This is a genomic window from Streptomyces sp. NBC_01288, assembly GCF_035982055.1.
Taxonomy (GTDB): Bacteria; Actinomycetota; Actinomycetes; order Streptomycetales; family Streptomycetaceae; genus Streptomyces.
Genome location: NZ_CP108427.1, coordinates 10,165,238 through 10,192,023, shown reverse-complemented (window position 1 = coordinate 10,192,023; position 26,786 = coordinate 10,165,238). Strand labels below are relative to the sequence as shown.

Below are 26,786 nucleotides of genomic sequence, written 5' to 3'. Positions count from 1 at the left end.
GGCTTCTCTCCTCTCAGCATGGGAGCGTCAATGAGACGACCTGGGCCTCTTCGCGCGTCGTTGTCCTGCGCGGCCGTAACCGCCTTGTCCGCGGGGCTTGTTGGTCTCGGCGGAGGTGCCGCGGATGCCTCGCACCGCGCTCGGCCCATGCCCGACCATGTCGCGGCGCCCTACTTCGAGGCGTGGACCGGTGAGAGCCCGGCGGCGCTGGCCGCCGCGTCCGGGAACAAGTACCTGACGATGGCCTTCTTGCAGACCGAGGCGGCCGGTTCATGCTCGGCGTACTGGAACGGTCTGCCCGCCCAGCCGATCGCGAAGTCCACCTTCGGCAAGGACATCGCCACGATCCAGGCGCGCGGCGGCAACGTCATCCCGTCCTTCGGCGGCTACGCGGCGGACACCACCAACACCGAACTGGCCGACAGTTGCACCGATGTCGGCGCCATCGCGAAGGTCTACGAGAGTCTGGTCACGACGTACGGCGTGAGCCGGATCGACCTCGACATCGAGGCCGACTCCATCAACAACACGGCCGGCATCGACCGCCGCAACAAGGCGATCGCGAAGGTGCAGCGCTGGGCCCAACGCACCGGCCGAAGCGTGGAGTTCTCCTACACGCTGCCGACGACCACCACCGGTCTGGCGCCCAACGGCGTCGCCCTGTTGCAGAATGCCGTCGACAACGGCGCGCGCGTGGACGTCGTCAACATCATGACGTTCGACTACTACGACGGCGCGACCCACGACATGGCGGAGGACACCAGGACCGCCGCGACCGGCCTGCATTCCCAACTCGCCGCGCTCTACCCGAAGAAGAACCCGGCGAAGCTGTGGAAGATGATCGGCGTCACCGAGATGCCCGGCATCGACGACTTCGGCCCGGCGGAGACCTTCACCACGCAGAACGCGGTCACGGTGAAGAAGTGGGCCGTCGCCCGGGGTATCAACACGCTCTCGTTCTGGGCACTTCAGCGCGACAACGGGAATTGCGTGGGCACCGGCGGCGCCAACAACTGCTCCGGGATCGCCCAGGACACCTGGTACTTCAGCCACACCTTCAAGTCGTTCACGCGCGACTTCGGCTACCAGCCCTAGCGGCTCGGCTGACTGCGTGTCGCCGCCTCCCCCAGGGCGGCGTCGCGTCAGTCCTGCATCATCTCGCGCACCAGCGGCGCCACCTTCGTGCCGTACAGCTCGATGTTGGTCATGAGGGCGTCGTGGGGCATTCCGGTGATGCCGTACTTGAGGTTGAAGCGGGTCGCGTCGAGGGTTTTGAGGGTGTCCGCGATCTTGCGGGCCACGGTCTCGGGCGAGCCGACGTGCAGGGCGCCGCCGGGGCCGACGTCCCGCATGAGGCTCTCGCGGGTCGGGGTGCGGAAGCCGCGTTCCCGCGCCACGCTCGCGATCAGCTGCTGGAAGGCCGGCACGAACTCCTCCACCGCCTGTTCGTCGGTGGCGGCGACATGGCCGGGGGCGTGCACGCCGATGGGCCGCGCGGGGTGGCCGAACTCCGCCAGCGCCCGCCGGAACAGCTCTGAGAACGGGGCGAAGCGGGCCACGTCCCCGCCGATGATCGCCAGCATCAGGGAGAACCCGTACTGGGCGGTGCGGATCACCGACTGCGGGCTGCCGCCGACCCCGATCCAGGTGGGGATCGAACCCGTCTCGCTGTGCGGGTAGACGGAGACGCCGTCGAGGGCGGCCCGGGTGGTGCCGGACCAGGTGACGGGCTTCTCCTTGAGCAGTTCGGCGAAGAGGGCGACCTTCTCCTCGAACAACTCCTCGTAGTCGTTCAGGTCGTAGCCGAAGAGCGGGAAGGACTCGGTGCTCGACCCTCTGCCGAGGATGACCTCGGCGCGGCCCGCGGAGACGGCGTCGAGGGTGGCGTAGCGCTGGAAGACACGGACGGGATCGTCCGAACTGATCACCGTAACGGCCGAGTTGAGGCGGATGCGCTCGGTGCGGGCGGCGATGGCCGCGAGGACGACGTCGGCGGCCGAGAGGGGCATCGACTCGGTGTGGTGCTCGCCGATGCCGAAGTGGTCGACGCCGGCCCGGTCGGCCAGAACGCCTTCCTCGACGAGGCGGCGGATGGCCTGGCCGTGGGTCAGCGGCGTGCCGTCGGCGTCGTTCGTGACGTCACCGAACGTGTCCAGGCCGAGCGTGATGTCGAAGGGGGTGGTCGGGCTGGTCATCTCATGCTCCTTGGTTCTGCTCGGTGGGTCAGGCGGCGATACGGCGCATCACGCCGAGGAGCCGGGTCAGGTCGGAGGCGTCGACGTGGTCGAGGACATGACGCCGGACGCTGGACAGATGGGCGGGCCATGCCTCCTGGAGGCGGGCGAGACCCTGGTCGGTGAGGACGGCGTTCCAGCCCCGGGCGTCCTCGGCGCACCGCTCCCGTCCGACCAGCCCCTGGGTCTCCAGACGGGTGACGATGCGGGTCATGCCGCTCAGCGAGAGGTTGCAGACGGACGCCAGCTCGCTCATGCGCATGCGCCGGTCCGTGGCCTCGGACAGGTGCATGAGGGTCGTGTACTCGGACAGCGGCAGGCGCTGCTCGCGCAGCATGTCGGCGTCGACGGCCCGGGGCAGCACGAGCATCACCCGCGCGAGTTCGCGCACCAGCTCCTCCTCGTGCGGACTCATGGGGCGCAGTGGCTGCTCGGGCGTGGTCATGCCACCAGTTTACTTGATTGACGAAACAAGTAAGTGGGCTGAACTGTGCGGTGGGGGCGGACCCGCGGCGCTCACCGGCCGGGAGGGATCTCCTCGGTCGTGGTCGCGTGGCCGTGATAGCGCAGCAGGAGCATCGCGGCGTCGTCGTGGAGCGGTCCGGCCGTGTGCCGGACCAGGTCCTCGCGCAGGGAGCCCAGGGCGCTCTGCGCGTCGGGCTCCTTCAGCAGGTGCGCCCGCTCGCCCAGCGGATAGAACGTGCCATGGCCGTCGCGGGCCTCGGTGACGCCGTCGGTGTAGAGCAGCAGTTGCTCGCCCGGCGCGAAGCGCACGGAGAACGGCTTCGGGCTCTCGCTGCCCTGCGCGCCGCCCAGGCCGAGCGGCGGGGCGTAGGAGGGCGGTGCCGGGAAGTCGGCGGTGCCGTTGCGGCGGACGACCATCGGGGGCGGGTGGCCGTAGTTGAGGAAGAGCACCTCGTGGTCCGTTCCGATCTCGGCGAGGACGGCGGTCACGAACTTCTCGTCGGACAGCACGCGGGAGACGCTGCGCTCCAGGCGTTCGCCGAGTCCGACGAGGTCGGGTTCGTCGTGCGCGGCCTCGCGGAACGCGCCGAGCACCACGGCGGCCGTCTCCACGGCGGCGAGCCCTTTGCCCTGCACATCGCCGACGATGACCCGCACCCCGTGTGGGGAGGCGACCACCTCGTACAAGTCGCCGCCGATGCGCGCTTCCGCGACGGCCGAGGTGTACGAGACCGCCGCCTGGAGGGGTCCCGCGGTCAGCGGCACGGGCCGTAGAAGAACTCTCTGCGCGACCTCCGCGATGGAGCGCACGCTCGCGAGTTCGGCCTCGCGGCGGCCGCGCATCACGGCGGCGGCGATGCCCGCGCCGGTCACGCCCACCACCGACACCATCGCCAGGAAGCCCCGGCGTTCCTGGAACAGGCCGTCGTAGAGACCGAGTCCGACGCACAGGGCGAGCGCCGCCGCGCCGAACCACGCGGTACGGCGCCAGCCGCCGACCAGTCCGGCGAAGGCGGGGCCGAGGGAGGCCAGAGGCAGGAAGCCGAGGCCGGGGCCCGTGACGATGTCGCCGACCGCCACCACCGCCATCACCGCGGCGGGCAGCCAGGTCAGCACGGAAAGACTGCGCTGCGGCTTCGCTGCGGCCATGGTCCACTCCAAGGGCGTCGCGGCTTTCGGGGGCCGCCTTCCGCAGGGGCCCCTCCCCCACCTTTGGACATCGCAAGGTTGCCAGGCAATCCCCCCGACGTGCCCGGCGCTTTACCCAATTGAGTCCGAGAACGGATATTTCCTGATCGACGAAAACCAGTCGGCAACCATCTGTTGCCGCCTGGTTGCCGATCACGGACTCAGGGCAAGTGAACTGTGTAGGACCGGCCGCGCAAGATCTGCGGCGGCCCCGGTGCGGTGGCGCCGCGGGGATACCGGGTTGTCCTAGGAGGGGAAGTGATTCGCCATGCGTACGCATCGGCGTACCCATAGGCGTTCCGTACGCGTGGAGTACCTGCTGCCCGACGAGGCCGCGTCGGCGGGTCAGGCACGGAAGTTGACCTCGGAGTTCCTCGCGCGCTCCCGCCATCAGTTGGCACGGGTGGACGCGGAGCAGATCGACGACGCGACGCTGATCGTGTCCGAACTCGTCGCCAACGCGACCGAGCACGGCCGCGGTGAGTGCCGGCTGCGCCTCCAACTGTCCGACGAGCGCGTCACGGTCGAGGTCTACGACGGCAACCCGGCCCCGCCGCGCGTGCGGCCGTTGACGGTCGAGGGCGAGAGCGGACGCGGCCTGGCCATGGTCCGCTGCCTGGCCCACCGCCTGGACGTCACCCCGCTCACCGGGGGCGGCAAGCGGGTGCGGGCGATCCTGGCGATCTGACCCCGGCGGACGGTCCGTTCAGCCAACGCGCAGCGGCGGTACGACGGGCACCTCCGGGGCGGCGTCGATGTCGGCCTGGGTGATCCGGAACTCGACGGGGTAGGCCTCGCGCCGGGTGCGGCGGTCGGGTTCGGTGGTGCGCCACATGTAGAGGCAGCGGGCGCATTGGAGTACGTCCCATACGCCGTGGACCGGCGAGGTGGTCACGGTGTCGACCGTGTCGTGGGCGCAGCGGGGGCAGATCATGGCGGGTGACTCCTGAGGTCGGGTCAGCGGGTTCTTATCGGGCGGCGATGAGGGCGCGCAGCCGGTCGGCCCACTCCGGGGTCTCGGGCAGGTCCCGTACCGGGGTGTCGAAGTGGCCACGGTTGTCCGGTGCGACCGGGGTCGTGGCGTCGATGATCATCTTGCTGGTGATTCCCGGGGTGTTGGCGGCCGGGGCCAGTGCCATGACCGACAGATTGGGGACGATGATCACGTCGTCCTGGGGGTTCACCTTCGCGGACATCGCCCACATCACCTGGGGCAGGTCGAAGGGGTCGACGTCCTCGTCCACGACGATGACCTGCGTGACGTAGCCGAGGCCGTGCGGTGTGGTCATCGCGCGCATGCCGACCGCCTTGGCGAAGCCGCCGTAGCGCTTCTTCGTGGAGACGATCACCGCGAGGCCGTGGGTGTACATGGCGTTGACGGCCTGCACCTCGGGGAACTCGGCGCGGAGTTGTTTGAGGAGGGGGACGCAGGTGTTGGGGCCGACGAGGAAGTCCACCTCGCTCCACGGCATACCGAGGTAGAGGGACTCGAAGACCGGGTCGGTGCGGTAGGAGACGCGGTCGACACGGATCGTCGGCATGCGTCGGCCGCCGGAGTAGTGGCCGGTGAACTCGCCGAAGGGGCCCTCTATTTGACGCTTGCGGCTCTCGACCACGCCCTCGATGACGACCTCGGAACCCCAGGGGACGTCGAAGCCGGTGAGGGGGGCGGTGGCGATGGGGGCGGGGGCCCCGCGCAGGGCGCCGGCCATCTCGTACTCGGACTGGTCGTAGCCCATCGGCATACCGGCGACGATCGTGATGACGGGGTCGTTGCCGAGGGTGATCGCGATGGGGAGGTCTTCACCCGACTCCTCGGCGGCGTGCAGGTGTTGGGCCACGTCGTGCATGGGGACCGGCTGGAAGGCGAGGCGGTCGCGGCCGATGACCTCGATGCGGTAGGTGCCGACGTTCTGCTTGCCGAAGTGGTCCGGGTCGCGCGGGTCGCGGGAGACCACGGCCGCCTTGTCGAGGTAGAAACCGCCGTCGCCGTCGTTGAGCCGGAACAGCGGGAGGACCTTGAACAGGTCGATGTCGGCGCCCTGTTGGGTGTTCTCCCGCCAGGGCGCGTCCGCACGGCGCTCCGGTGCGACCGGGAAGGCGTCCCAGCGGCGGGCGAACTCCTCGACCTGCTCACGCACGGAGGTGTCCGGGGGCAGTCCGAGGGCGAGGGCGTGGTTGCGCCAGGAGCCGTGGACGTTCATCGCGATCCGGGCGTCCGTGAAGCCCTTGACGTTGTCGAAGTAGAGGGCCGGGGCGCCTTCGCCGATGCGTCCGGCCGCGTTGGCGGCGGCGGCCAGGTCCGGTTCGGGGAGGACCTGTTCGGTGATCCGCAGCAGCTGGTTCTCCTTGTCCAGGGTGTCCAGGAAGCTGCGGAGGTCGTCGTAGGGCATGGGGGCTCCGTACGTGAATAGGCGTGTGGCGCAGGGGTTTTGGGCGCCTCGGGTGGCTCTGGCGGTGCGTCAGGCGGCGGGGTGGACGCGGGCGTCACGGGCGGGTCGCATGCCTTCCCAGCGCTTGGCGGCGGGGGCGGGCAGGTCGAGCTGGTCGAGGACGCGGGAGGTGATGTGGGTGACGATGTCGTCGACCGAGGCGGGGTGGTTGTAGAAGGCGGGCATCGGCGGCACGATCCGCACGCCCTTGCGGGCGAGGTCGAGCATGTTCTCCAGGTGGATCTCGCTCAGGGGTGTCTCGCGTGGCACGAGGACCAGTGGGCGGCGCTCCTTGAGGATCACGTCCGCGGCGCGGCCGATCAGCCCGTCGGCGTAGCCGGTGCGGATGCCGGCAAGGGTCTTCATGGAGCAGGGCACGATGACCATGCCGTCGGTGCGGAACGACCCGGAGGCGATGGTGGCCCCCTGGTCCTCGGGGCTGTGGACGACGTCCGCCAGCTCGGCGACCTCGCGGGCGGTGTACCCCGTCTCCAGCTCGACGGTCGTCCGGGCCCAGCGGCTGAGGACGAGATGGGTCTCCACCTCGGGCAGCTCGGCGAGCTGCTCCAGCAGCCGGACACCGAGGACGGCCCCGGTCGCTCCGGTCATCCCCACGATCAGTCGCACGTCGCCAGCTCCTTGCCCAGTCCGGTCTCTGCGCTTTCGACCGTAGGAGCGGTTCGCTGCCCGACAAGGGTAGGCTCGGGACTCACCATGGGAAAAAACGGTCAGTATCGGCCCGAGATCACGGACGTGTCGTACCGTCCGTCACTCAGCGCGCCCATCGGTATGGACATCGTGGGATTCACCGAGCTGCTCGCGCGCGGTGAGCGTCGCGGCATCGATCTTTCGGCGCCGCAGCGGCCGGACTTCCACCACCTGATCCACGTCACCGAGGGCACGCTGCGCCACCGGGTGGACTTCACGGACTGCGCGGTGGAGGAGAGCGGCTGGCTGTGGGTGAGCTCGGGGCAGGTGCACCAGTACGTCCCCGCCGACCTGACGACGACCCGGGGCACGATCGTCATCTGGCAGCCCGGCTTCGTCCTGGCCGATCCCCCCTTCGACCAGTCACCCCTGCTCCCGACGGGCCCGCACGCGCGAGCGGCCCGCCTGGCACTCCGTCACCTGACCCACGAATACGCCGACTTGGCGTCGCTCCCCCTCGACGCCCACCTCCAGACGCTCCGCACGCTCCTCTCCGTCCTCCTGTTGCGCCTCTCGCACGTCCGCCCGGACCCGGTGTCGTCCGCCCCGCCCGACGACACGTTCCGCCGCTACAGCGCCGCCCTGGAACGGGACTTCCGCACGAGCCACCAAGTCGCCGACTACGCCGCCGCGTTGGGCTACAGCCCGCGCACCCTCACCCGGGCGACCCTCGCGGCGACCGGCACGACCGCCAAGCAGTACCTCGACGCCCGCATCCTCCTGGAGGCCAAGCGCCTCCTCGTCCACACCGACGCGACGGCGGCGGACGTCTCCCGCACGCTCGGCTTCAGCGAGCCGACCGACTTCGCGAAGTTCTTCCGCAAGCGAGAGGGCCGTACGCCGCTGGAGTTCCGGGCGGTGGCACGCGGGCAGACATGAGTAACCCGAGCAACCGGAGGTGGGTATGCGGGAGTTCCAGCCGGGTCGGACCGCCGTACGGCGTGATGTGTTCCGGCGGAAGGTGTGGAGTGCCCATGCGTTACGGGTCGTCGAGGACACCGCCGAGGCACTGGTCCTCGGGTGCCGGCCGGGCGCGGAGTCGTTGGCCCCGACGACCTGGATCGAGTCGCTCCTCACCGGCGACCAAACCGCCCGGCTGCGCGCCCTGCCGAACCTGGCCGACGGCAACTGGCAGCTCGGCCGCTGGACTTGGCGGGACACAACCCATCTCCAATGGGTGCCTCCCGACAGATGGTTCAGCGTCAACGCGTTCTTCGACGCCACGGGAGACGGCCAACTCACGCACTGGTACGTCAACTTCCAGCAGCCGATGCGCCGCACACCCATCGGCTTCGACACCTTCGACCTGCTGCTGGAACCTGGTGGTCACGCCCGACCTGTCACGGTGGGACTGGAAGGACGAGGACGAGTACGCCCACGGCCGCCGGTTGGGGGTGGTGCGCGAAGCCGATCATCGGGCGGTGGAAAAGGCTCGCGAGGAGGCGGTCGCGATGATCGAGGGGGGCGTCGGACCGTTCGCCGCGGAACGGGGGTTGGGGACGTGGCGCTACGAACCTCACTGGCCCGACCCTCAACTACCCACCGGGGTCCTGGACTTGAACTAGCCCGCACCGCCCGGGTCTCCCGACGGGCCGATACGCACCGGCAGTTCGCTCAGGCCCCGCAGCAGCGTGCTCGTTCGCCAGGTCAGTGTCGCGGGGTCGGTGGCGAGGGCGAGTTCAGGGCAGTGGTGCAGGAGGAGGCGTACGGCGATGGCGGCCTCGGTGCGGGCCAGGGGTGCTCCCAGGCAGTGGTGGAGGCCGTGGCCGAAGGCGAGGTGCGCGGGTCCCCGGCGCCGTAGGCAGAAGCGGTCGGGCTCGGGGAAGTGCAGCGGATCGCGGGAAGCCGCCGCCAGGGAGATCTGTACCGCGTCCCCGGCCGGGATGCGGGTACCGGCGAGGTCCAGGGACTCGGCCGCGAAACGGAACGCGGTGGCGTGCACGGGCGAGTAGTGACGCAGCGCCTCCTCCACGGCGGCACCTGCCAAGTCCCGTTCAGCGCGCAGCAGTTCGAGTTGGGCGGGGTGGGTGAGCAGGGCGTGGACGGTCGCGGAGATCAGATTGACGGTCGTCTCGTGCCCGGCGACGAGCAGGAGGAAGGCCATTCCGAGGAGTTCCTCGGAGGTGAGGGGCGACGCGGCGGCGGGCTCGCGGGCCGCGCCGACCAGACCACCGAGCAGGTCGGTCTCCTGCGTGCCGCGCTTCCGGTGGATCAACTCAGCCAGGTAGCCGCCCAGGGCGGCGGCGGCCGAGGCACCCGCCTCGGGCGAGGCGGGCATGACGAGTTCGTTCGACCAGGCGTGGAACACCGCGCGGTCGGCGGCGGGCACCCCGAACAGGTCACAGATCACCGTGACGGGCAGCGGCAGGGCATACCGGCTCACCAGATCCACCGTCCCCCGCGCCGGAAGCTCCGCGAGCAGATCGGCGGCGATCTCCACGATCCGCGGCCGGAGAGCGGCGATCCGCGCGGGCGTGAAGTGCCCCGCGACCAGTCGCCGCAGCCGCGTGTGGTCCGGCGGATCGGTCTGCAGCATGTTCCGGCCGAGGGCGTGTCCGCCGTCGTCCTGCCACGTCGAGGAGTGCCGGATGTCGTTGCGCAGGCGCGGGTCGGCCAGCGCGGCGCGAGCCGCGTCCCGGGTGACGACCAGCCAGGTCTCCCCACTGCCCGGCACCAGAACCCGGTGCACGGGGCCGCGCTCACGCAGGGCCGCGTAGACGAGGTGGGGGTCGGCGGTCAGGTCGAGGCCGTCGGGGGCCAGGTCTTGCAGGGTGGGTGCCGTCACGGCACTCCTTTCGTCGGCTACGGGGCACTCCTGGTCGGACGATCACGCGCGGCCACGCCACACGGCATGCACCGCGTGCGCGAGGGCCGTCGCCTGGGCGTGGCCGACTCGGGCCGCTGCCGGGCGGCGGGCGTCGGCGGTCAAGTCGCGGCCCATTGCGCGTCGGGCCGCACGGTCGGGGGTCAGGAGGGTGATCTCGGCTCCCTGGGCGGCGAGTTGGGCCGCCTGGTCCTGGGCGCTGGGGTGCGGGCCGACCGCACGCGGGATCGGTGCGATGGCCAGGATGTGGTGGTGGTCGGCGGCCAGGTGGAGGTTGGCGGTCGTGCGGCTGCCGCCGTCGATCCAGCGGCGGCCCGCGGCCGTGACGGGCGGCGAGACGAGAGGGACGGCGCAGCTCGCGGCGACCGCTTCCAGGAGGGGGACCTTCGAGTCGGCGTCGAACGTCTCCAGGACCCCGGTCGTGGCGTCGACGGCTGCGATCCGCAGGGCGCGGTCGGGCCAGTCCCGTGCGCCGCGCAGCAACGTGCCGACCGCGTCGAGGAGTTCGGACTCGGGTCCGGTGCGTGCGCCGAGGGCCGCACGGCCGAGACGTCGCACGGAGCGCTGCGGATCTCGGGATCCCAGCGCCGCCCACAGGAAGCGCATCGTCTGGGCCGTGGTGACCCGCAGCTGCACCTTGTCGGCGCGGGTCACCTGACGTTCGTACGACTCCTGCGGTGTCTCGCCGGCCGCGAGCCGTGCGCCGAAGATCGCGCCCGCGGAGGTGCCGATGATCACGTCGGCTCGGTCGAGGTCGACACCGGCCTCTGCCAGACCGGCGAGCACCCCCGTCATCCACGCCCCGCCGACGGGCCCACCACCACCCAGGACCAGTGCCGTGCCATGCATGACGCCACCCCCTCACCGCCAAGCAGGGACTACTCCCCACTTGGTGGATCGACGATAGCATCACTACCGGGGAGCACTCCCCACCAGCTCGGAGGACGATGATGACGGGCCCGAACGACGCGCCGGCACCTGCCCGACGCCGCGATGCGCGGCGCAATCGGGAGTTGCTGATCGAGGCCGCCCACGCCGTCTTCACCGAACAGGGGCTGCACGCGCCGATCGACGTGATCGCCCGCCGCGCGGGCATCGGCAACGCCACGCTGTACCGACACTTCCCCACCCGCGCCGCGCTGGTGGACGCGGTCTTCCGCGACCTGCTCACCGACACGATGACCGTGGGCGAGCAGGCACGCGCCGCCGAGGACGCGTGGGCCGGGCTGACCGGTTATCTGGAGACCGTCTTCGCCGGTCTGGCCGCCGACCGCGGCACCAACGACCTGATGACCACCCACCTCGACGGCGTCGAATCACTTCAGGCCGTGCACGCCCACAACCGGCACACCGTGGAACTGCTGCTGAGCCGGGGCCGCGACCAGGGCACGGTCCGTGCGGACGTCACCCCGGAGGACGTCCTGTTCGCCCTCGCCGCCCTGGGCCGCACCGTCCCGTCCCTCACGGCGGCCGCCGGCCCCGACGCCTGGCGCCGCCCGCTCGCCCTCCTTCTCGACGGTCTGCGCGCCACCCCCGCTACGACCCCGCTCCCCTCCCCCACCCTCACCGCGACCCAGCTCAACGACGCGCTACAGGGCCTCGGGCCGCGTAACTAAGCGGATTGCGGGGCGAGTTCACCGGCCCAGACCGGGCTACGGCCGTGCGCCAACCGCAGTTGCCCCCCATCCGGCATCCACGTCCGACCATCTCGCCGCAAGGGCTCTTGCCCACCCGGGAGTTGACGCCCGAGCAGCACGCTGCCCGGCGTAGAAGACCGATCCCTCGAACCTCCAGCGCCGGGCAGCACCCCCCGTACGTTCAACCCACCGAGGTCAGGACTCGACCCCCGCATCCTCCAGCTCGCTGACCGCCTCGGTCTTCTCCTCGGTCGGCGCGGCCGCCCGTACCGCCGGGATGGCCACCGCGACCAGGGCCGCCAGCAGGGCGACGCTGCCGCCGATGATGAGGCCCGTGCGGAAGCCGCCCTCGGAGGTGAAGGTGTAGCCGCCTGCCGTGGTGGTCATCTGGGCGAGGACCACGCCGATGACCGCGGCGCCGATCGAGGTGCCGAGGGAGCGCATCAGGGTGTTGAAGCCGTTCGCCGCGGCGGTCTCGGAGAGCGGGACCGAGCTCATGATGAGGGCGGGCATCGCGCCGTAGGCGAGGCCGACGCCGCTGTTGATGACGATGCAGACGACCATGAGGCCCCAGGCGGAGCTCATCAGGCCCATCGACAGGGCGTAGCCGGCGGTGATGACGAGCACGCCGCTGATCAGGGTGAACTTGGGGCCGCGGGCGTTGGTGAGCTTCCCGCCGAGCGGGGAGACGATCATCATCATGATGCCGCCGGGCGCCATCCAGAGGCCGGACGCGAGCATCGACTGGCCCAGGCCGTAACCGGTGGCCTCGGGGAACTGGAGCAGCTGCGGGACGACCAGCATGCTGGAGTACATGCCGACGCCGACGAAGACCGAGGCGATGTTGGTGATCAGGACCCGGGGGCGGGCCGTCGTACGGAGGTCGATCAGCGGGTCGCTGGTCCGCAGTTCCCATACGCCCCAGGCCAGGAAGGCCACGAGCGCGACGGCGAACAGGCTCAGCACGGTGGCCGAACCCCAGCCCCAGTCGGCACCCTTGGAGATGCCGAGCAGCAGGCAGACGAGGCCGACGGCGAGGCCGAGGGCGCCGGGGGCGTCGAAGCGCTGACCCTTGGCGGCGGCCGGTACGTCCGGGATCAGGAACCAGATCAGCGTGGCGACGACCACGGCGAGAGCGGCCGAACCCCAGAACAGGGCACGCCAGTTGGCGTACTGGGCGACGGCCGCGGCGATCGGCAGACCGAGGCCGCCGCCGATGCCCATGGAGGCGCTGACCAGGGCGATGGAGGGGCTCAGTCGCTCCTGCGGTACGACGTCCCGGAGGAGGGCGATGCCGAGGGGGACCATGCCCATGCCCATGCCCTGCAGACCGCGTCCGACGATCATCGGGACCACGGACGAGGAGAGCGCGCAGACCACCGAGCCCACCATCAGCGGGACGGAGCAGGCGAGCAGCATGCGGCGCTTGCCCAGCAGGTCGCCGAGGCGGCCGACGACCGGCACACAGACCGCGGCCACCAGAAGGGTTGCCGTGATCACCCACGCGGCGTTCGAGGACGAGGTGTGCAGCATCTCCGGCAGGTCGGCGATGAGCGGCGTGACCAGCGTCTGCATGATCGCCGCGGTGGTGCCGGCGAAGGCCAGCGTGGCGACCACGCCGCCTGCGCGGGCTGAAGGCTGGGGGGCGTCCATGACGGGACTCCTCGGCATGTCTGTTCAGTCGGGATGTGAAGGAATGTGCATCGTACACATCGCATGTATCAGCCATGTGATGGGGATGATGCATACGGTCGTGCGAGGATGGGCCGGGCCGCACCGGAGCGCAGGACACGGCGGCGGCATCGGCTGGAAGCAGGAGGCAGCGGACCGATGGACAGGCGCACGCGCGAGGTCGAGTACGAGCAGATGCTTCTCAGCCGGCACGGGTTGCTCGCACAGAAGGGCGGGCGCCGCAAGGACGGTGTGCTGGAGCGCAGCGCCTACATCCTGTTGAGCCGGATCCGCGTCCAAGGGCCCATGTCCATCGGCGAGTTGAGCGACGCCTTCGGTCTCGACACGTCCACCCTCAACCGGCAGACGGCGGCGGCCATGCGGTCCGGCCTGGTGGAGCGCATCCCCGACCCGCAGGGCGGCATGGCCCGCAAGTTCCGCATCACGGACCAGGGCGCGCGGATGCTCGACGAGGAACGCGAGGGTCTCGTCCGGTCCCTGGACCAGATCATGGACGGCTGGCCGGACGAGGACATCGACGCCTTCGCGGCTTTTCTACGACGCTTCAACACCGACATCGAACGGCTCGGCGGGCGCCCCTGGCCACGGCCGTGAGCCCCGCCCCGTGACAACTCACGGAGCGGGGCTCTCAGTTCACGCCGGGCGTGTCCGGGTCAGGAGGAGCGACGGGCGCGGCCGGCCGCGTAGACACCGCCGGCGCCCAGGGCGATCACCAGGGCCGCGCCACCGGCTATGAGGCCGACCGGCGCGTTGGAACCGGTCTCCGCCAGCGGCTGGTTGCCACCGTTCGGCGTCGCCTTCGGAGAGGGCGAGGGCGACGACTTCAGCGGCGGCACGTGCGCGGACGTGGGAGGCGTCGTCGACGGCTTCGGGCTGGGCGGCGGGGTCGACTCCTCGGCGGGAGGCGTGCTGTCGGCCGGGGTCGACGGCGTCGCGGGCGGCGCCGAGGCGGGCTGCGTCGGCGTCGGGGTGGGCGAGTCCGGCGTGCTCGGGGTGCACTCCTTGTCGCCGCCGTTCCACGCCGCGATGAGGTGGTACGGCGTCATGATGTTGTCGGGCTGGTAGGGCAGGGGGCCGTGACCCTCGCCCGTACCGCCGTCGTACGTGACGTCGTCGCCGTACAGGTCGATCTGGCCGTAGCAGTCAGGTGACTTGACCTTCAGCTGCTGCCAGGTCTGCTGGGCGTCGCTCGCGCCGGCGACGTCCTTGGCGGTGAGGTAGACCGTGGCCTTGTCGACCATGGTCTGGTGGCCCGAGGTGTACCAGGTGGAGCCTTCGGCGGTGTACTCGGCAAGGGAGACGGGGTACTTGCAGCTGTCCCCGACGCTCTGGTCGGGAGCCAGCCGGACCTGGACGGTGCCGGGGATGGTGTCCCACTGGAGGAACCCGCCCTGCGAGGTCCAGTCGGCGCCGACAACGTTTCCATCGGCGCCGACGATGCGGTACTGCACGGTGGCGGACTGGCATGCGTCGGAGTCGCTGGCGCTCGCCGGGCCGGCCGCGAGCACGGGCGCGGCGGCGGCGATGAACGCCGTGGCCGCGAGGGCGGACAGGGATTGGAGGTGGTGCGAACGTGACAAAGTGAGCCTCGACGATGGTAAAAGGTGTGGGAGGTGGCAGAACGAGCGGCGGGCGCACGAAAGGAAACGATCGAGGGCGTGCGCGACCGGACCGCTCGCAGGTGCTCCGCTCAGCTAAGACACAGCGAAGCAAGCTGAATTCTTGTCACCTTTCACAACTCCCGTCAATCCTTCACCAGTTGGTCACAGGTCAAGATCAGGGCATCACCGCGAGTAGATGCCAGCGAAGCCCCTCCAACTCTACGTAGAGACCGGAGTCGACCAGCTCGTCGCCGTCCCGATCGTAGGTCAAGTCGGTGAGCAGTTCGGTGAGTTGGTGAGAGCCGCCGCGAAGGTCGGCCCACGGGAGGCGGACCCGGCCCTGGGCGGGTTGTTCGGAGAGGTTGACGACGACGAGATGGCGGCTGGAATCCATTGTCCAGGACCAGGCGATCAGGTTCTCGTGGGTGGGGTTGTCCGGCCAGCCCGTGCAGTCGAGCAGCTGCCACTCCCCTCCCGCGCGCATGCCGGAGGAGGCGACGGAGGCGAGCAACTGGTGGTGGAACGCGAGGAGTTCCTTGTCGACCGGCTCCTCCGGCCGGCGGGAGAGGAAGACCGGCGGGCGCACCCGTCGCCCCTCGAACTGGCCCTCGTGCCAGAGCGTCGCGCCGGGCAGGGTGGCGATGGTGACGGCCGCCGCCCGTTCCCGCTCGGGTGACAGGGTGGCGGCGGCCCGGGGTTCGTCGTGGTTCTCCAGGAAGCGGACCAGACCGCGCTGGTAGCGGACGTCGGCCTGTAGATGACCGCGCACGGAATCGGCGCCCTCGTGCAGCAGCCGGTCGTAGAGGCGTTTGTCGTAGCAGTGGTCGAACCCCTGTTGCTGTAGGGCCCATTCGAGGTCCCAGTACGCCTCGGCGACGAAGAGGAAGTCGGGGTGCCGCTCGCGGACCTTGGGGATCGTGTACGGCCAGAAGTCCTCGGCCGGTGCGGTGCCGGCCCGTTCGCCCCAGGTCTTCGTGAAGACGTCGGTCATCAGCAGCATGGCCATGTCGCAGCGGACGCCGTCGGCCTGGTCGGCGATCGAGGCGAGGGTGTCGACGGCCGCCGTGCGCAACTCCTCGCTGAAGGCGTTGAGTTGGACGACGTCCGGCCAGGGCGCGAAGTACGGGTCGCGGCCTCGGGCGAACACCTTGCCGCCGGCTTCCAGGAAGGCGGCGGGGTCGCGGGACAGGTCGTCCTGGGTGCCCTGGACGAGGCAGCCGGGGCGTTCGGTCAGCCAGGGGTGGTCGGGGGCCACGTGGTTGGGGACGTAGTCGAGGATCAACCGGACTCCACGCGCGGCCAGTTGGGCGCGGGCCGCCGCCAGTCCCTCCGGGCCGCCGAGGGATGCGTCCACGACGTAGTTGCGGACGCAGTACGGCGATCCGGCGACGTCCTCCGGGCGGAGGTCGGGCAGCGCGGCCCGGAACGACGCCTGGAGCGAGGCGTCGCGCAGCCCGATCTCCAGTCCGGCCGGGCTGCGTTCCCACACGCCCATCAGCCAGACGGCGTCCACGCCCGGGAGGGCGATCTCGTCCCAGGCGGGCGCGGGCACCTCGCCGAGGGTGACGGTACGGCCGTAGCGGGTGCTCAACTCCCCCAGCCAGATCAGGGTGTTGATCTCGTAGATCACCGGGTGCTCGGGCCAGGCGGTCATGACAGGGGCTCCTCTCGGTCTCCGGTCGGGCGCAGGCTCTCACGGCCCCGGGCCGACCACTCCTCGTCGCCCAGGGTGTGGAAGAGGGTGGCGGTGACCGCGGACAGGCCGGTCCAGCCGGTCTGGTGGGAGGCGCCGAGTCCGGCGCCGTTGTCGCCGTGGAAGTACTCGTAGAAGAGGATCAGGTCCTTCCAGTGCGGGTCCTTCGCGTACTTGGCCTGGGCGCCGTGCACCGGCCGGTGTCCGTCGGCGTCGCTGAGGAAGGTGGCGGTGAGCCGGTCGGCGATCTCGCGGGCGACCTCGTAGAGGGTGAGTTGTCGGCCCGATCCGGTGGGGCACTCGACGGTGAACTCGGCGCCGTGGAAGGCGTGCAGGTTGAGCAGCGCGCGGATCAGCAGCAGGTTGACCGGGAACCACACGGGGCCACGCCAGTTGGAGTTGCCGCCGAACATCCCGGAGTCGGACTCGGCCGGCAGATAACCGACGCCGTACGACTCCCCGTGCACCTCGAAGGTGTACGGGTGCTCGGCGTGATGGCGGGAGAGGGAGCGGATGCCGTGCGGGCCGAGGAACTCGTCCTCGTCTAGCATCCGGGTCAGGATGCGCCGCAGCCGGTCCTCGCCGAACAGGGCGAAGAGGTAGCGGCCGTCGGCGTTCGGGCCCAGTGCCTCGTGCGAGGAGATGGTGGCCTCGACTGCCGGATGGCGTTCGATGAACTCCCTTGCTCCCGCGACCAGTTCGGGGAAGCGCCGGTCCGCCCAGCCGCCGACCAGGCTGGTGGCCGCGAGCGGGATCAGTCCGACGAGGGAGCGGACCTTGAGCCGGGTCGCCGTGCCGTCGGGCAGCCGCAGCACGTCGTAGAAGAAGCCGTCCTCCTCGTCCCACAGGCTCGCGTTGTCGGCGCCGATGCGGTTCATGGCGACGGCGATCCACGCGAAGTGCTCGAACAGGGACTGTGCCTGCTCGATGTAGACGGGGTTGTCGACGGCCAGCTCTATGGCGATCTCAAGGAGGTTCTGGCAGTACAGCGCCATCCACGCGGTGCCGTCCGCCTGGTCGAGGTGGCCGCCGGTGGGGAGCGGGGCGCTGCGGTCGAAGACGCCGATGTTGTCGAGGCCGAGGAAGCCGCCCTGGAAGACGTTGTTGCCGTCGGTGTCCTTGCGGTTGAGCCACCAGCTGAAGTTCTTCATCAGCTTCTGGAAGGCGTTCTCCAGGAAGGCGCGGTCGGCCTTGCCGGTGCGGTGTTTCTCCAGCTCGTAGAGGAACAGGGTGGCCCAGGCGTGCACGGGCGGGTTGACGTCGCCGAAGTTCCATTCGTACGCCGGGATCTGGCCGTTGGGGTGGAGGTAGAGGCGGCGCAGCAGCAGGTCCAACTGGCCCTTGGCGAAGGTGAGATCGACCATCGACAGGGCGACGGTGTGGAAGGCGAGGTCCCAGGCCGCGAACCACGGGTACTCCCAGGTGTCCGGCATCGACATGATCTCGTCGTTGACCATGTGGTACCAGTTGCTGTTCCGTACCCGAGGGTCGGAGGCGAGCGGGTCGACGCCGTGCTCGGACAGCCAGCGCTCGACGTCGAGGTAGTAGTACTGCTTGCTCCACAACATCCCGGCCAACGCCTGCCGGACCAGCCGCCGTTCGTCGACCGACGAGTCGGCGGAGGTGATGCCGTCGTAGAACTCGTCGGCCTCAGACCGCCGTTGGGTCATGACGGTGTCGAAGTCGCCGGTCCAGTCGGGCAGTTCGGTGGCGGTGAGGCGCAGGCGGACGGTGGCGCTCTGACCGGCCGGGATGGTCAGCACGTGGTGGACGGCGGCCTTGGTGCCGGTCCGTTCGGGGTTGACGGCGCCGGTCTCGCCGCCGACGACACAGCGGTCGATGCCGTCCTTGACGTACGGGGAGGAGTTCGAACTCCCGAAGATCTTCTCGTTGTTGGTGTCGTTCTCGGTGAACAGCGTCTCCGCGTCCGCGTCGCAGTACAGCCAACGCGGCCCCAACTCCTCGTGGTCGGCGCGGAGATGGCCGCCGGGCTCCTGGCGGAGTGACGGTACGGCGGTGTCGCCGGCCCACGACCAGGTGTGCCGGAACCACAGGGTCGGCAGCAGGTGCAGCGGAGCTTCGTCGGGGCCGCGGTTGTGCGCCGTGATCTCGATCAGCAGGTCCTCGGGCCCCGCCTTGGCGTACTCGACGAACACGTCGAAGTAGCGGTCCTCGTCGAAGATGCCGGTGTCGAGGAGTTCGTACTCGAAGTCACCGCGTCCACGGGCCTGGTTGGTGGCCTTGAGGTCCTCATAGGGGAACTCCGACTGCGGGTATTTGTAGAGGTACTTCATGTACGAGTGCGTGGGTGTGCTGTCGAGGTAGAAGTAGTACTCCTTGACGTCCTCGCCGTGGTTTCCCTCGGAGTTGGTGAGGCCGAACATCCGCTCCTTGAGGATCGGGTCGCGGCCGTTCCACAGCGCGAGCGCGAAACACAGCCGCTGTTTGTCGTCGCTGACGCCCGCGATGCCGTCCTCACCCCAGCGGTAGGCGCGGGAGCGGGCCTGGTCATGCGTGAAGTACGACCAGGCGTCACCGGTGTGGCTGTAGTCCTCCCGCACGGTCCCCCACTGGCGCTCGCTCAGATAGGGGCCCCAACGGCGCCAGGGCACCCCGGAATCGTCGGCCTCGGCCAGGCGTCGCCGCTCGGCATCCGGCGTGTCACCGCTCGTCCCCATCGTGTGTCCTCCTCGTGGCCCGGCACCTTCCCCAAGACTCCGGTGTCTTGCGCGCGACGGCAACGGATACAGGGCCGACCCTCCGGATGGCCGCTTCTCGTTCATGTCCGGGTTCCGGCGGATCGTCGATCCCGGGTTCGGGCGGAGTGCGCGCCGACCACGGCGACAGCCAGCAGCAATGCGGCCGTCGCCGCCACCGGCGCCACCAGGAACGCCCCGGCACTGCCTTCCCTGTCGGCCAGGAACCCGGCCAGTGCCTGCCCGGTCGCGGTGCCGAGCGGGCCGCCCGCGCACAGGATCGTCAGGGCGACGGTCGCCCGGTCGGCGGGTGCGAGGCGTTCGGTGAGGGCGTAGAGACTGATCAGGTAGGGAGCGACGGTCACGCCGGCGACTGCCATGGCGGCCGGAAGCGCGTGCCCCCTCTCCCCGGCCAGCAGGGTGAGCGCGCCCAGCAGCAGCGTCGCCGCGAAGGTCACGTACCGCTGACGGAGGCTGAAGCGCGCGGGGAGCCAGGCGCAGGCGGCGCCTGCCAGGGCGCTGCCGATGCCGAAGACGGCGTAGAGGAGTCCGGCGCTGCCGGGGTGCCCGCTCTCGTTCGAGTAGGCGGTGACACCGGTCTGTACGGCGCCGAATATCGTGCCCATCGCGGCCATGGCGAGGAACATCGCGGCAAGTGGAAGGCGGGGCAAGGGAGTTCGCGCGGCGCGCGGGCCCTGCCGGGGTTCGGTGCTCCCCTGGGTCAGGGACAGGGCGAAGGGCAGGGTGGCCAGGACGAGGAGGGCGATGGCGGCCAGGGTCGGCGCTGTCGGGCCGAGAGCGGTGAGCAGTCCGACGAGCGCGGGTCCGGCGACGAAACTGATCTCGTCGGCGGTCGCCTCGTAGGAGAAGGCGGTCGGTATGAGGTCGGGCCGGGCGCGTGCGTGCAGCAGGCGTGACCAGTGGACCCGTACCAGGGGGCCGACCGGGGGCTGGGTGAGTCCGGACAGGGCGGCGGCCGTCAGCATGCTCGCGCGGCCGGTGTGACTCGCCACGACGAGGGAAGTCAGGGCGGCGGCGTTGGCGAGTGCGGTGACCGTCCCGACCAAGCGGTGGCCGTGGCGGTCGGCCAGTGCCCCGGCGATGGGGGCGCCGAGCGCGTTGGCGATGCCCTGGGCCGCCGCGGCGAGTCCGGCGAAGGCGTAACTGCCGGAGGCGGCCTGGACGAGGACGAGGGTCGCGAGGGAGGAGGTCGCGTAGGGAAGCCGGGCCAGAAAGCCCAGGGGGAAGAAGGCCGCGCCGGGAACACGCAGCAGGGATCGGTACGCCATCGGCGTCTCCATGAGCACGTCGGAGAGACGCGCTACCCAGCCACCGGCGCGTTGACGATCCCGATTCTGTCGCGCAGCCTAGCGAGCGGACCGGCCCGTCACCAGAGTGTTCAGTCCCCTCCGTGGTCTCCGTAGGCGGTGACGGACAGGAAGCGGACGGGGAGTTCGACCAGTTCCTGGGGGCCGTGCGCGCCTTCGCCGTCGAGTTGGAGGGCGTCGCCGGGGCGCATCGTGTAGGCCGCCTCTCCGTGGCCGTAGACCATGACGCCTTCGAGCATGAACAGCAGCTCGGTGCCGGGGTGTTGGAAGAGGGGGAAGACCTCGCTGGACTCGGCGAGGGTGACCAGGACGGCTTCCATGCGTTTGTGGGGGCCGCGCAGGGCGCCGAGGAGTTCGTAGAGGTGGCCGACCCGGCTGCCGCGGCGGAGGATCTGGGCGCCGTGTCCTGCGGGGACGTAGACGGCCTCACGTTCGGTGTCGACGCCGCGGAAGAGGGCCGTGACCGGGACGTTCAGGCCGGTGGCGAGGCGGCCGAGAGTCGTGAGGCTGCACGACGTGTTCGCGTTCTCGATCTTGGAGAGCATCGCTTTCGAGATGCCGACCCGGGCCGCCATCTCGGCCACCGACAGACCGGCCGCGATCCGGTAGCGGCGCACCTGGCGGGCGATCGCGGTCTCCAAGTCCACTGGCCCGTCGGCCTGTTCGGGGGTGATCTCCCGGTCGGGCAGCGCGGCTGCCCGGTCGTCGTGGTCGGTGCCCATGGCGGTCATTCTGCCTGATGGGCGGGTGTTCGCCGGGAGTTGTGGGTCGGAGGTCATCGGCGGCTCAGCGCGAAGCGTGGGTGGGGCTCGGCGCGACCCAGGGCGAGGTCGGCGGCCATCGCGCCGATGAGCGGGGTGAACTTGGCGCCGTGGCCCGAGCACGGGGAGACGACGACGAACGGGCCGGTGCGGTCGAGGACGAAGTCCTCGTCGGGGGTGGTGGTGTAGAGGCAGCTCGCCTCGGCGACGGGTGTGGGGTCGAGGCCCGGCAGGGTGCGTTCCACCCACGCGGTGACCTTGTCGCGCGAGACCGGATCGACAATGCCGGTGCGGGTGTCCGCAGTTGCGGGGGTCCCCTCGTCGTGCTGGGCGACCTTGAACGCCGGGAGCGGGCCACCGTCGCTGCCGGACGGGAGGCCGTAGAGGTTCAGTTCGTCCTTGTGGACGAAGACGGGCCAGCTCGCTGACGGGTCGCGGCGGCGGAAGTGGAAGACCTGTTGCTGGGTCACCTGGAGGGGCGGCAGGGGCTCGGGAATGCCCAGTGGGGCGGCGAGTTGGGGCAGCCAGGCGCCGGACGCGACCACGACGGTGTCCGCGACGACAGTGGGGCCGTCCGAACTCAGCGCGACCCGGCCGTCGTTGAGGATCTCCGCGCCGGTGACGCGAGTGCCGGTGAGGACGCGGGCGCCCAGCTCGGCGACCCGTCGCACGGCGGCGGCAACGGTCGCGTCGGCGTCGACCGTGCCCGCGTCCGGGTGGTGGAGCACGGGTCCGTCGAAGCGGAACTGCGGCCAACGGTCCGTCGCCTCGGCCGCGGTCAGCAGTTCGTGCGGTACGGCGGCTGCCGCCAGGATGTCCGCGATGGCCCCCGGGTCTCGGCCCGCGCCGAAGTCCAAACCCCCGGTGAGGCGCAGCAGTCGGGTGCCCGTGTCGTGCTCCAGCTCCTGCCAGAGTTCGCGGGCCGCGCCGGTCAGGCGGACGTAGAGGGGGTCGCCGTAGGCGCGGCGGTAGATGCGCGAACTGCCGTGGGAACTGCCGGACTTGTGGCCGATCTCGTACGCCTCGATGAGCGTGACCTCGTGGCCCTGCCGAGCGAGTTGCCAGGCCGTGGCGGCGCCCATCAGGCCCGCTCCTACGACGGCGATCACAGGGCGGCCCCGGACGTGCCGGGGATCCAGTCGGTGCCGGCGAGGGGGACGCGGGCCATGGCGGCGGACTCGATGGTCAGGGCGACCAGGTCCTCGGGTTCCAGGTGGTGGAGGTGGGCCTTGCCGCAGGCGCGGGCCAGGGCCTGGGCTTCCATGGTGAGCACGCGGAGGTAGTTGGCGAGTCTGCGTCCGCCCTCGACCGGGTCGAGACGGGCGGCGAGTTCCTCGTCCTGGGTGGAGATGCCGGCCGGATCGCGACCGTCCTGGAAGTCGTCGAAGTAGCCTGCGGCGGAACCGAGTTGGCGGTACTCGGCGTCGTGGCGCGGATGGTTGTCGCCGAGGGCGATCAGGGCGGCGGTGCCGATGGCGACCGCGTCCGCGCCGAGCGCGATGGCCTTGGCGACGTCGGCGCCGGTGCGGATGCCGCCGGAGACGATGAGTTGGACCTCGCGGTGGACGCCGAGTTCCCGAAGTGCCTGTACCGCCTGGGGAATCGCGGCGAGGGTGGGGATGCCGACGTGCTCGATGAACACGTCCTGGGTGGCGGCGGTACCGCCCTGCATGCCGTCGACCACCACGACGTCGGCGCCCGCGTGGACGGCGAGCTTCACGTCGTAATAGGTGCGTGTGGCGCCGACCTTGACGTAGATCGGCTTCTCCCAGTCGGTGATCTCGCGGAGTTCGCCGATCTTGATGGTGAGGTCGTCGGGGCCGGTCCAGTCGGGGTGGCGGCAGGCGCTGCGCTGGTCCACGCCGACCGGCAGGGTGCGCATCCCGGCGACCCGGTCGGTGATCTTCTGGCCGAGCAGCATGCCTCCGCCGCCGGGCTTGGCGCCCTGGCCGAGGACCACTTCGATGGCGTCGGCCTTGCGGAGGTCGTCGGGGTTCATGCCGTAGCGGGACGGCAGGTACTGATAGACAAGGTGCTTGGACTGGCCGCGTTCCTCCGGGGTCATGCCGCCGTCGCCGGTGGTGGTGGAGGTGCCGGCCGCGCTCGCCCCGCGCCCGAGCGCCTCCTTGGCGTTCGCGGACAGGGCGCCGAAGCTCATGCCGGCGATGGTGACCGGAATGTCCAGGTGCAGCGGGTGCTTGGCGTTGCGCGCGCCGAGGACGACGCCGGTGTCGCAGCGCTCGCGGTAACCCTCCAGCGGGTAGCGGGACATGCCGGCGCCGAGGAAGAGCAGGTCGTCGAAGTGCGGGAGGGGTCGCTTCGCGCCCCAGCCCCGGATGTCGTAGACGCCGGTCGCGGCGGCTCGTTGGATGGCGTGGATGGTGGCGCGGTCGAAGGTGGCCGACTCGCGCAGGCCGTGCGATGCGAAGTCCATGCCCATGCCCCTCTCTCTGGACCTGCCCTTGTCCCTGTCCATGTCGGTGACAACTCCCTCAGTACGCCGTCGAGTTGTCGACCTTGAAGTGGTACAGCTGTCGGGCCGAGCCGTAGCGGCGGAAGTCGGCCGGGTCCTCGTCGAACTCCGCCGCCTTCAGCAACTCCGCGAGTTCCGTGAGGTGTTCGTCCCGCATCTCCTTCTCGACGCAGTCCGCGCCGAGGGACTTGACCGTGCCCTTGACGTAGATCCGGGCCTCGTAGAGGGAGTCGCCCAGGGCGTCACCCGCGTCGCCGCAGACCACCAGCCGTCCCGCCTGTCCCATGAACGCGCTCATGTGGCCGACGTTCCCGCCGACGACGATGTCCACGCCCTTCATCGAAATCCCGCACCGGGCCGCCGCGTTGCCCTCGATCACCAACAGACCGCCGTGTGCGGTGGCCCCGGCGGACTGGGAGGCGTCGCCGCGCACCCTGACCGTGCCGGACATCATGTTCTCGGCGACACCGACTCCGGCGTTGCCGTGCACGGTGACCGTGGCGCGCTGGTTCATGCCGGCGCAGTAGTAGCCGACGTGGCCTTCGATATCGATGGTCACCTCGTCCCTGAGTCCGCAGGCGACGCTGTGAGCACCTCGGGGGTTCAACACCCGCCAGGCCGGAGCCGGTTCAGGTGCGTGGAGCGCCTGGTTGAGTTCGCGGACGGTGGTGGCCGCGAGGTCGGCGACCTCCGCCCCGGTCAGCGCTGCCATACGTACACCTCTTCCGGCTCGGGTTCGAAGATGCGGGCGTTCTCGATGCCCGGCAGGACGTCCAGGGCGCGGTACTCGGAGGCCATCGCCACCCAGGCATCGGTCTCGGCGACCAGTGCGGGCTTGCAGGCGATGGCGTCGCGGACGACCGCGAAGGAGTCGGTGGTGGAGACCAACAGCGTGTAGAAACCGTCGAACCGCTCGCACAGCAGCCGCAACGCCTTCTCCAGGTCGGTGCCGCGGGCGAGGTGGTGGGCGACGAAGCGGGCGCCGACCTCGGAGTCGTTCTCGCTGTCGAACTCCACTCCCTGGGCCTGGAGTTCGCGTCGGATGGTGGCGTGGTTGGCGAACGACCCGTTGTGGACCAGGCATTGGCCGGGGCCGACGGAGAAGGGGTGCGCGCCCTCGGGAGTGACGGCCGATTCCGTGGCCATCCGGGTATGGCCGACGCCTTGGTAGCCGGTCACTCCGGCGAGCCCGAACGACTCCGCCAACTGGACGGGATTTCCGGTGCCCTTGAGCACGGCGAAACCCTCCCCCGAGCCGATGGCGGTGGCTTGCGGCAGCGCGGTCGCGATGGCGGCGAGCAACTCGGCGACCGGCGACTCCGCGTGGACGACCGTCGCGGCATCGGCGGCGACAACCCCCGCACGCGGCAAGGCCGTTGACGCCTGCTCCGGGGTCACTCCCAGCAGCGAGACGACAGCGCGCCCGGGCGGTGACAGCCGCATGTCGCCGTAGACCGCTACGCCCGCCGAGTCCGGGCCGCGTTCCACGACTTGGCCCAGCATGGCGGCGAGCAGTTCGCCGAGCCGGGGTTCGAGGGAGGGCTCACGCAGATGGAGCCCGACGATTCCGCACATGCGGCTCTCCTCATGACGAGATGCGACACGAGATGGGACTGGTGGGAGAAGCGGGATAGGTGGGTCAGAAAGCGGTGAGGTAGCGGTCCAACTCCCAGGCGCCGACAGTGCCGTGCCAGTCGAAGAACTCCTGCCGTTTGACCTCACCGAAGTACTCGCTGACGCCGGGGCCAGCCGCGTCGAGGGCTCCGCCGATCACCGGGTCGGCGGCCAGTGCCTCCACGGCGTGCAGCAGGGTCGGCGGCAGTTCGGGGCGGGATGCCGTGGCCGCCGTGTCTCCCGGTTCGCCGGGGTCGAGGGCGCGCTCGATGCCGTCGAGTCCTGCGGCCAGGGTCGCGGCTGCCGCGAGGTAGGGGTTGGCGGAACCGTCGCCGCCGCGCAGTTCGACGCGGTTGCCGTCGGGGACGCGGACGAAGTGGGTGCGGTCGTTGCCGCCGTAACCGGCCTTGCGGGGTGACCAAGTCGCTCCCGAGCGCGTCGAGATCGCACCGGTGCGCTTGTACGAGTTGACGGTGGGCGCGATGACGGCCTGGAGGGCGCGGGCGTGGTCGAGGATGCCGCCGACGAAGGAGTAGGCGAGCGGGGACAGGCCCAGGCCGCGGGCGTCGGAGGCATCGGGGAAGGCGGGTTCGCTCCCCCGCCACAGCGACAGGTGCATGTGCATCCCGGAGCCGGTGCGGTCGGTGAAGGGCTTCGGCATGAACGTGGCCGTCATGCCCCGCTGTTCGGCCAGCACCGACACCAAGTACCGCATGGTGATGACCCGGTCGGCGGTGGTGAGGGCGTCGGCGTAGGCGAAGTTCTGCTCGAACTGGCCGTTGCCGTCCTCGTGGTCGTTGGCGTAGTTGCCCCAGCCGAGGGAGTTCATCGCCTTGGAGACGGCGGTGAGGTGGTCGTACATCCGGGTCAACCCGCGTGCGTCGTAACAGGGTTGGGCGGCGGTGTCGCGGCTGTCGGCGACGGTGAGCGTGCCGTGTTCGTCGCGGTGGACGAGGAAGTACTCGATCTCCGCGCCGACCGCGAGGGAGAGTCCGAGTTCGGCGGCTCGCGCCAGTGCGGCGCGCAGGATGACGCGGGGCGCGTACGGCCAGGGCTTCCCTTCGACGTGCGGGTCGCAGTGCACGAGGGCAAGTCCCGGGCGTACGAAGGGCAGTGGGGTGTACGAGGTGACGTCGGGCAGTGCGATGACGTCCGGGTCGCTGGGCTGCTGACCGAGGGCGCCGGCGGCGTAGCCGGCGAATCCGACGCCGTCGGACTGGAGTTCCTCGACCGCCTCGACGGGGACGAGTTTGGCGCAGGGTTTGCCGGCGAGGTCGACGAAGACGGCCAGGACGAACTCGACGCCGTCGGCGCGGACTTGGGCGGCGAGGTCGGGCGTGGGCTCGGTGGTCGTCGCCGGGTCGGTCATTGGTGCCGGGTCGGTGGTCGCGGGCGGTGCGGCTGCGGTGTCCATCGCCATAGGAGGCTCCCAGCATCCGG

General features: G+C 70.5%; 24 protein-coding genes and 2 pseudogenes. 7 read left to right on the top strand and 19 right to left on the bottom strand.

Annotation, left to right across the window (positions count from 1 at the left end):
• Positions 1–30: 30 nt before the first annotated feature.
• A pseudogene (locus OG194_RS45915) lies at positions 31–1,071 on the top strand (chitinase); the annotation flags it as partial.
• 71 nt (positions 1,072–1,142) lie between these two features.
• Here OG194_RS45915 and OG194_RS45910 read toward each other — a convergent pair.
• The 3 genes from OG194_RS45910 to OG194_RS45900 form a co-directional block, all read right to left on the bottom strand.
• Positions 1,143–2,195: an LLM class flavin-dependent oxidoreductase gene (locus OG194_RS45910; RefSeq protein ID WP_327406671.1), complete on the bottom strand. Its 1,053-nt coding sequence runs from the start codon at positions 2,193–2,195 to the stop codon at positions 1,143–1,145.
• Between the two features lie 28 nt (positions 2,196–2,223).
• Complete coding sequence (locus tag OG194_RS45905; protein WP_327406670.1) at positions 2,224–2,679, bottom strand: MarR family winged helix-turn-helix transcriptional regulator; 456 nt, start codon at positions 2,677–2,679, stop codon at positions 2,224–2,226.
• Between the two features lie 71 nt (positions 2,680–2,750).
• Positions 2,751–3,848: a PP2C family protein-serine/threonine phosphatase gene (locus OG194_RS45900; RefSeq protein ID WP_327406669.1), complete on the bottom strand. Its 1,098-nt coding sequence runs from the start codon at positions 3,846–3,848 to the stop codon at positions 2,751–2,753.
• A 307-nt stretch (positions 3,849–4,155) separates the two neighbouring features.
• Between OG194_RS45900 and OG194_RS45895 the strand changes: the two genes are divergently transcribed.
• Positions 4,156–4,575 (top strand): ATP-binding protein, encoded by a 420-nt coding sequence (locus OG194_RS45895; protein ID WP_327406668.1) that lies wholly within the window; start codon positions 4,156–4,158, stop codon positions 4,573–4,575.
• Between the two features lie 18 nt (positions 4,576–4,593).
• Here the strand turns inward: OG194_RS45895 and OG194_RS45890 are convergent, their stop codons facing one another.
• The 3 genes from OG194_RS45890 to OG194_RS45880 all read right to left on the bottom strand — a co-directional run bounded on the left by OG194_RS45890 (position 4,594) and on the right by OG194_RS45880 (position 6,946).
• Positions 4,594–4,821 (bottom strand): non-oxidative hydroxyarylic acid decarboxylases subunit D, encoded by a 228-nt coding sequence (locus tag OG194_RS45890; protein WP_327406667.1) that lies wholly within the window; start codon positions 4,819–4,821, stop codon positions 4,594–4,596.
• A 34-nt stretch (positions 4,822–4,855) separates the two neighbouring features.
• Positions 4,856–6,280 carry a non-oxidative hydroxyarylic acid decarboxylases subunit C gene (locus OG194_RS45885; RefSeq protein ID WP_327406666.1) on the bottom strand — a complete coding sequence of 475 codons (1,425 nt, stop codon included), beginning with the start codon at positions 6,278–6,280 and terminating at the stop codon, positions 4,856–4,858.
• Positions 6,281–6,349: 69 nt separating this feature from the next.
• Positions 6,350–6,946, bottom strand: a complete 597-nt coding sequence (locus OG194_RS45880) for a non-oxidative hydroxyarylic acid decarboxylases subunit B (RefSeq protein ID WP_327406665.1) — start codon at positions 6,944–6,946, stop codon at positions 6,350–6,352.
• Positions 6,947–7,033: 87 nt separating this feature from the next.
• Here OG194_RS45880 and OG194_RS45875 point away from each other — a divergent pair, with 87 nt between their 5' ends.
• From OG194_RS45875 to OG194_RS45865, 3 genes and pseudogenes are all read left to right on the top strand, one after another.
• Positions 7,034–7,906: an AraC family transcriptional regulator gene (locus tag OG194_RS45875; protein WP_327406664.1), complete on the top strand. Its 873-nt coding sequence runs from the start codon at positions 7,034–7,036 to the stop codon at positions 7,904–7,906.
• Positions 7,907–7,931: 25 nt separating this feature from the next.
• Positions 7,932–8,282 (top strand): annotated as a pseudogene (locus tag OG194_RS45870) (DUF402 domain-containing protein); the annotation flags it as partial.
• A gap of 67 nt (positions 8,283–8,349) precedes the next feature.
• Positions 8,350–8,592, top strand: coding sequence for a hypothetical protein (locus OG194_RS45865; RefSeq protein ID WP_327407437.1), 243 nt, complete (start codon positions 8,350–8,352; stop codon positions 8,590–8,592).
• Here the strand turns inward: OG194_RS45865 and OG194_RS45860 are convergent.
• Both OG194_RS45860 and OG194_RS45855 read right to left on the bottom strand, forming a co-directional pair.
• Positions 8,589–9,812, bottom strand: coding sequence for a cytochrome P450 family protein (locus tag OG194_RS45860; protein WP_327406663.1), 1,224 nt, complete (start codon positions 9,810–9,812; stop codon positions 8,589–8,591). The genes OG194_RS45865 and OG194_RS45860 overlap by 4 nt on opposite strands.
• A 42-nt stretch (positions 9,813–9,854) precedes the next feature.
• Entirely contained in the window at positions 9,855–10,700 is an 846-nt protein-coding gene (locus OG194_RS45855; RefSeq protein ID WP_327406662.1) for a patatin-like phospholipase family protein, read from the bottom strand.
• A 98-nt stretch (positions 10,701–10,798) separates the two neighbouring features.
• Here OG194_RS45855 and OG194_RS45850 point away from each other — a divergent pair, with 98 nt between their 5' ends.
• Positions 10,799–11,467, top strand: a complete 669-nt coding sequence (locus OG194_RS45850) for a TetR/AcrR family transcriptional regulator (protein ID WP_442811765.1) — start codon at positions 10,799–10,801, stop codon at positions 11,465–11,467.
• A gap of 216 nt (positions 11,468–11,683) precedes the next feature.
• Here OG194_RS45850 and OG194_RS45845 read toward each other — a convergent pair whose 3' ends face one another.
• The gene (locus tag OG194_RS45845; RefSeq protein ID WP_327406660.1) at positions 11,684–13,141 is read right to left on the bottom strand and encodes an MFS transporter; all 1,458 of its coding nucleotides are present in this window, start codon (positions 13,139–13,141) and stop codon (positions 11,684–11,686) included.
• A gap of 177 nt (positions 13,142–13,318) precedes the next feature.
• Between OG194_RS45845 and OG194_RS45840 the strand changes: the two genes are divergently transcribed.
• Complete coding sequence (locus OG194_RS45840) at positions 13,319–13,774, top strand: MarR family winged helix-turn-helix transcriptional regulator (protein ID WP_327406659.1); 456 nt, start codon at positions 13,319–13,321, stop codon at positions 13,772–13,774.
• Between the two features lie 59 nt (positions 13,775–13,833).
• Here the strand turns inward: OG194_RS45840 and OG194_RS45835 are convergent, their stop codons facing one another.
• From OG194_RS45835 to glnT, 10 genes are all read right to left on the bottom strand, one after another.
• Positions 13,834–14,760, bottom strand: coding sequence for a hypothetical protein (locus OG194_RS45835; protein ID WP_327406658.1), 927 nt, complete (start codon positions 14,758–14,760; stop codon positions 13,834–13,836).
• A 196-nt stretch (positions 14,761–14,956) separates the two neighbouring features.
• Positions 14,957–16,435, bottom strand: a complete 1,479-nt coding sequence (locus OG194_RS45830) for an alpha-amylase family glycosyl hydrolase (protein WP_327406657.1) — start codon at positions 16,433–16,435, stop codon at positions 14,957–14,959.
• On the bottom strand, positions 16,432–19,152 hold the full coding sequence (locus tag OG194_RS45825) for an MGH1-like glycoside hydrolase domain-containing protein (protein ID WP_327406656.1): 2,721 nt from the start codon (positions 19,150–19,152) through the stop codon (positions 16,432–16,434). The genes OG194_RS45830 and OG194_RS45825 overlap by 4 nt, the downstream gene beginning before the upstream one ends.
• 101 nt (positions 19,153–19,253) lie before the next feature.
• Positions 19,254–20,459, bottom strand: coding sequence for an MFS transporter (locus tag OG194_RS45820; RefSeq protein WP_327406655.1), 1,206 nt, complete (start codon positions 20,457–20,459; stop codon positions 19,254–19,256).
• A 110-nt stretch (positions 20,460–20,569) separates the two neighbouring features.
• Complete coding sequence (locus OG194_RS45815) at positions 20,570–21,220, bottom strand: helix-turn-helix domain-containing protein (RefSeq protein ID WP_327406654.1); 651 nt, start codon at positions 21,218–21,220, stop codon at positions 20,570–20,572.
• 53 nt (positions 21,221–21,273) lie between these two features.
• Complete coding sequence (locus OG194_RS45810) at positions 21,274–22,368, bottom strand: FAD-dependent oxidoreductase (RefSeq protein ID WP_327406653.1); 1,095 nt, start codon at positions 22,366–22,368, stop codon at positions 21,274–21,276.
• A complete protein-coding gene (locus OG194_RS45805; RefSeq protein WP_327406652.1) occupies positions 22,365–23,693 on the bottom strand; it encodes an FMN-binding glutamate synthase family protein in 1,329 nt (442 codons plus the stop codon). The genes OG194_RS45810 and OG194_RS45805 overlap by 4 nt, the downstream gene beginning before the upstream one ends.
• Positions 23,694–23,751: 58 nt before the next feature.
• The gene (locus OG194_RS45800; RefSeq protein ID WP_327406651.1) at positions 23,752–24,444 is read right to left on the bottom strand and encodes a glutamate synthase; all 693 of its coding nucleotides are present in this window, start codon (positions 24,442–24,444) and stop codon (positions 23,752–23,754) included.
• Complete coding sequence (locus OG194_RS45795) at positions 24,432–25,307, bottom strand: glutamine amidotransferase (RefSeq protein WP_327406650.1); 876 nt, start codon at positions 25,305–25,307, stop codon at positions 24,432–24,434. The genes OG194_RS45800 and OG194_RS45795 overlap by 13 nt, the downstream gene beginning before the upstream one ends.
• Positions 25,308–25,371: 64 nt before the next feature.
• Entirely contained in the window at positions 25,372–26,766 is a 1,395-nt protein-coding gene (glnT, locus tag OG194_RS45790) for a type III glutamate--ammonia ligase (protein ID WP_327406649.1), read from the bottom strand.
• Positions 26,767–26,786 lie beyond the last annotated feature (20 nt).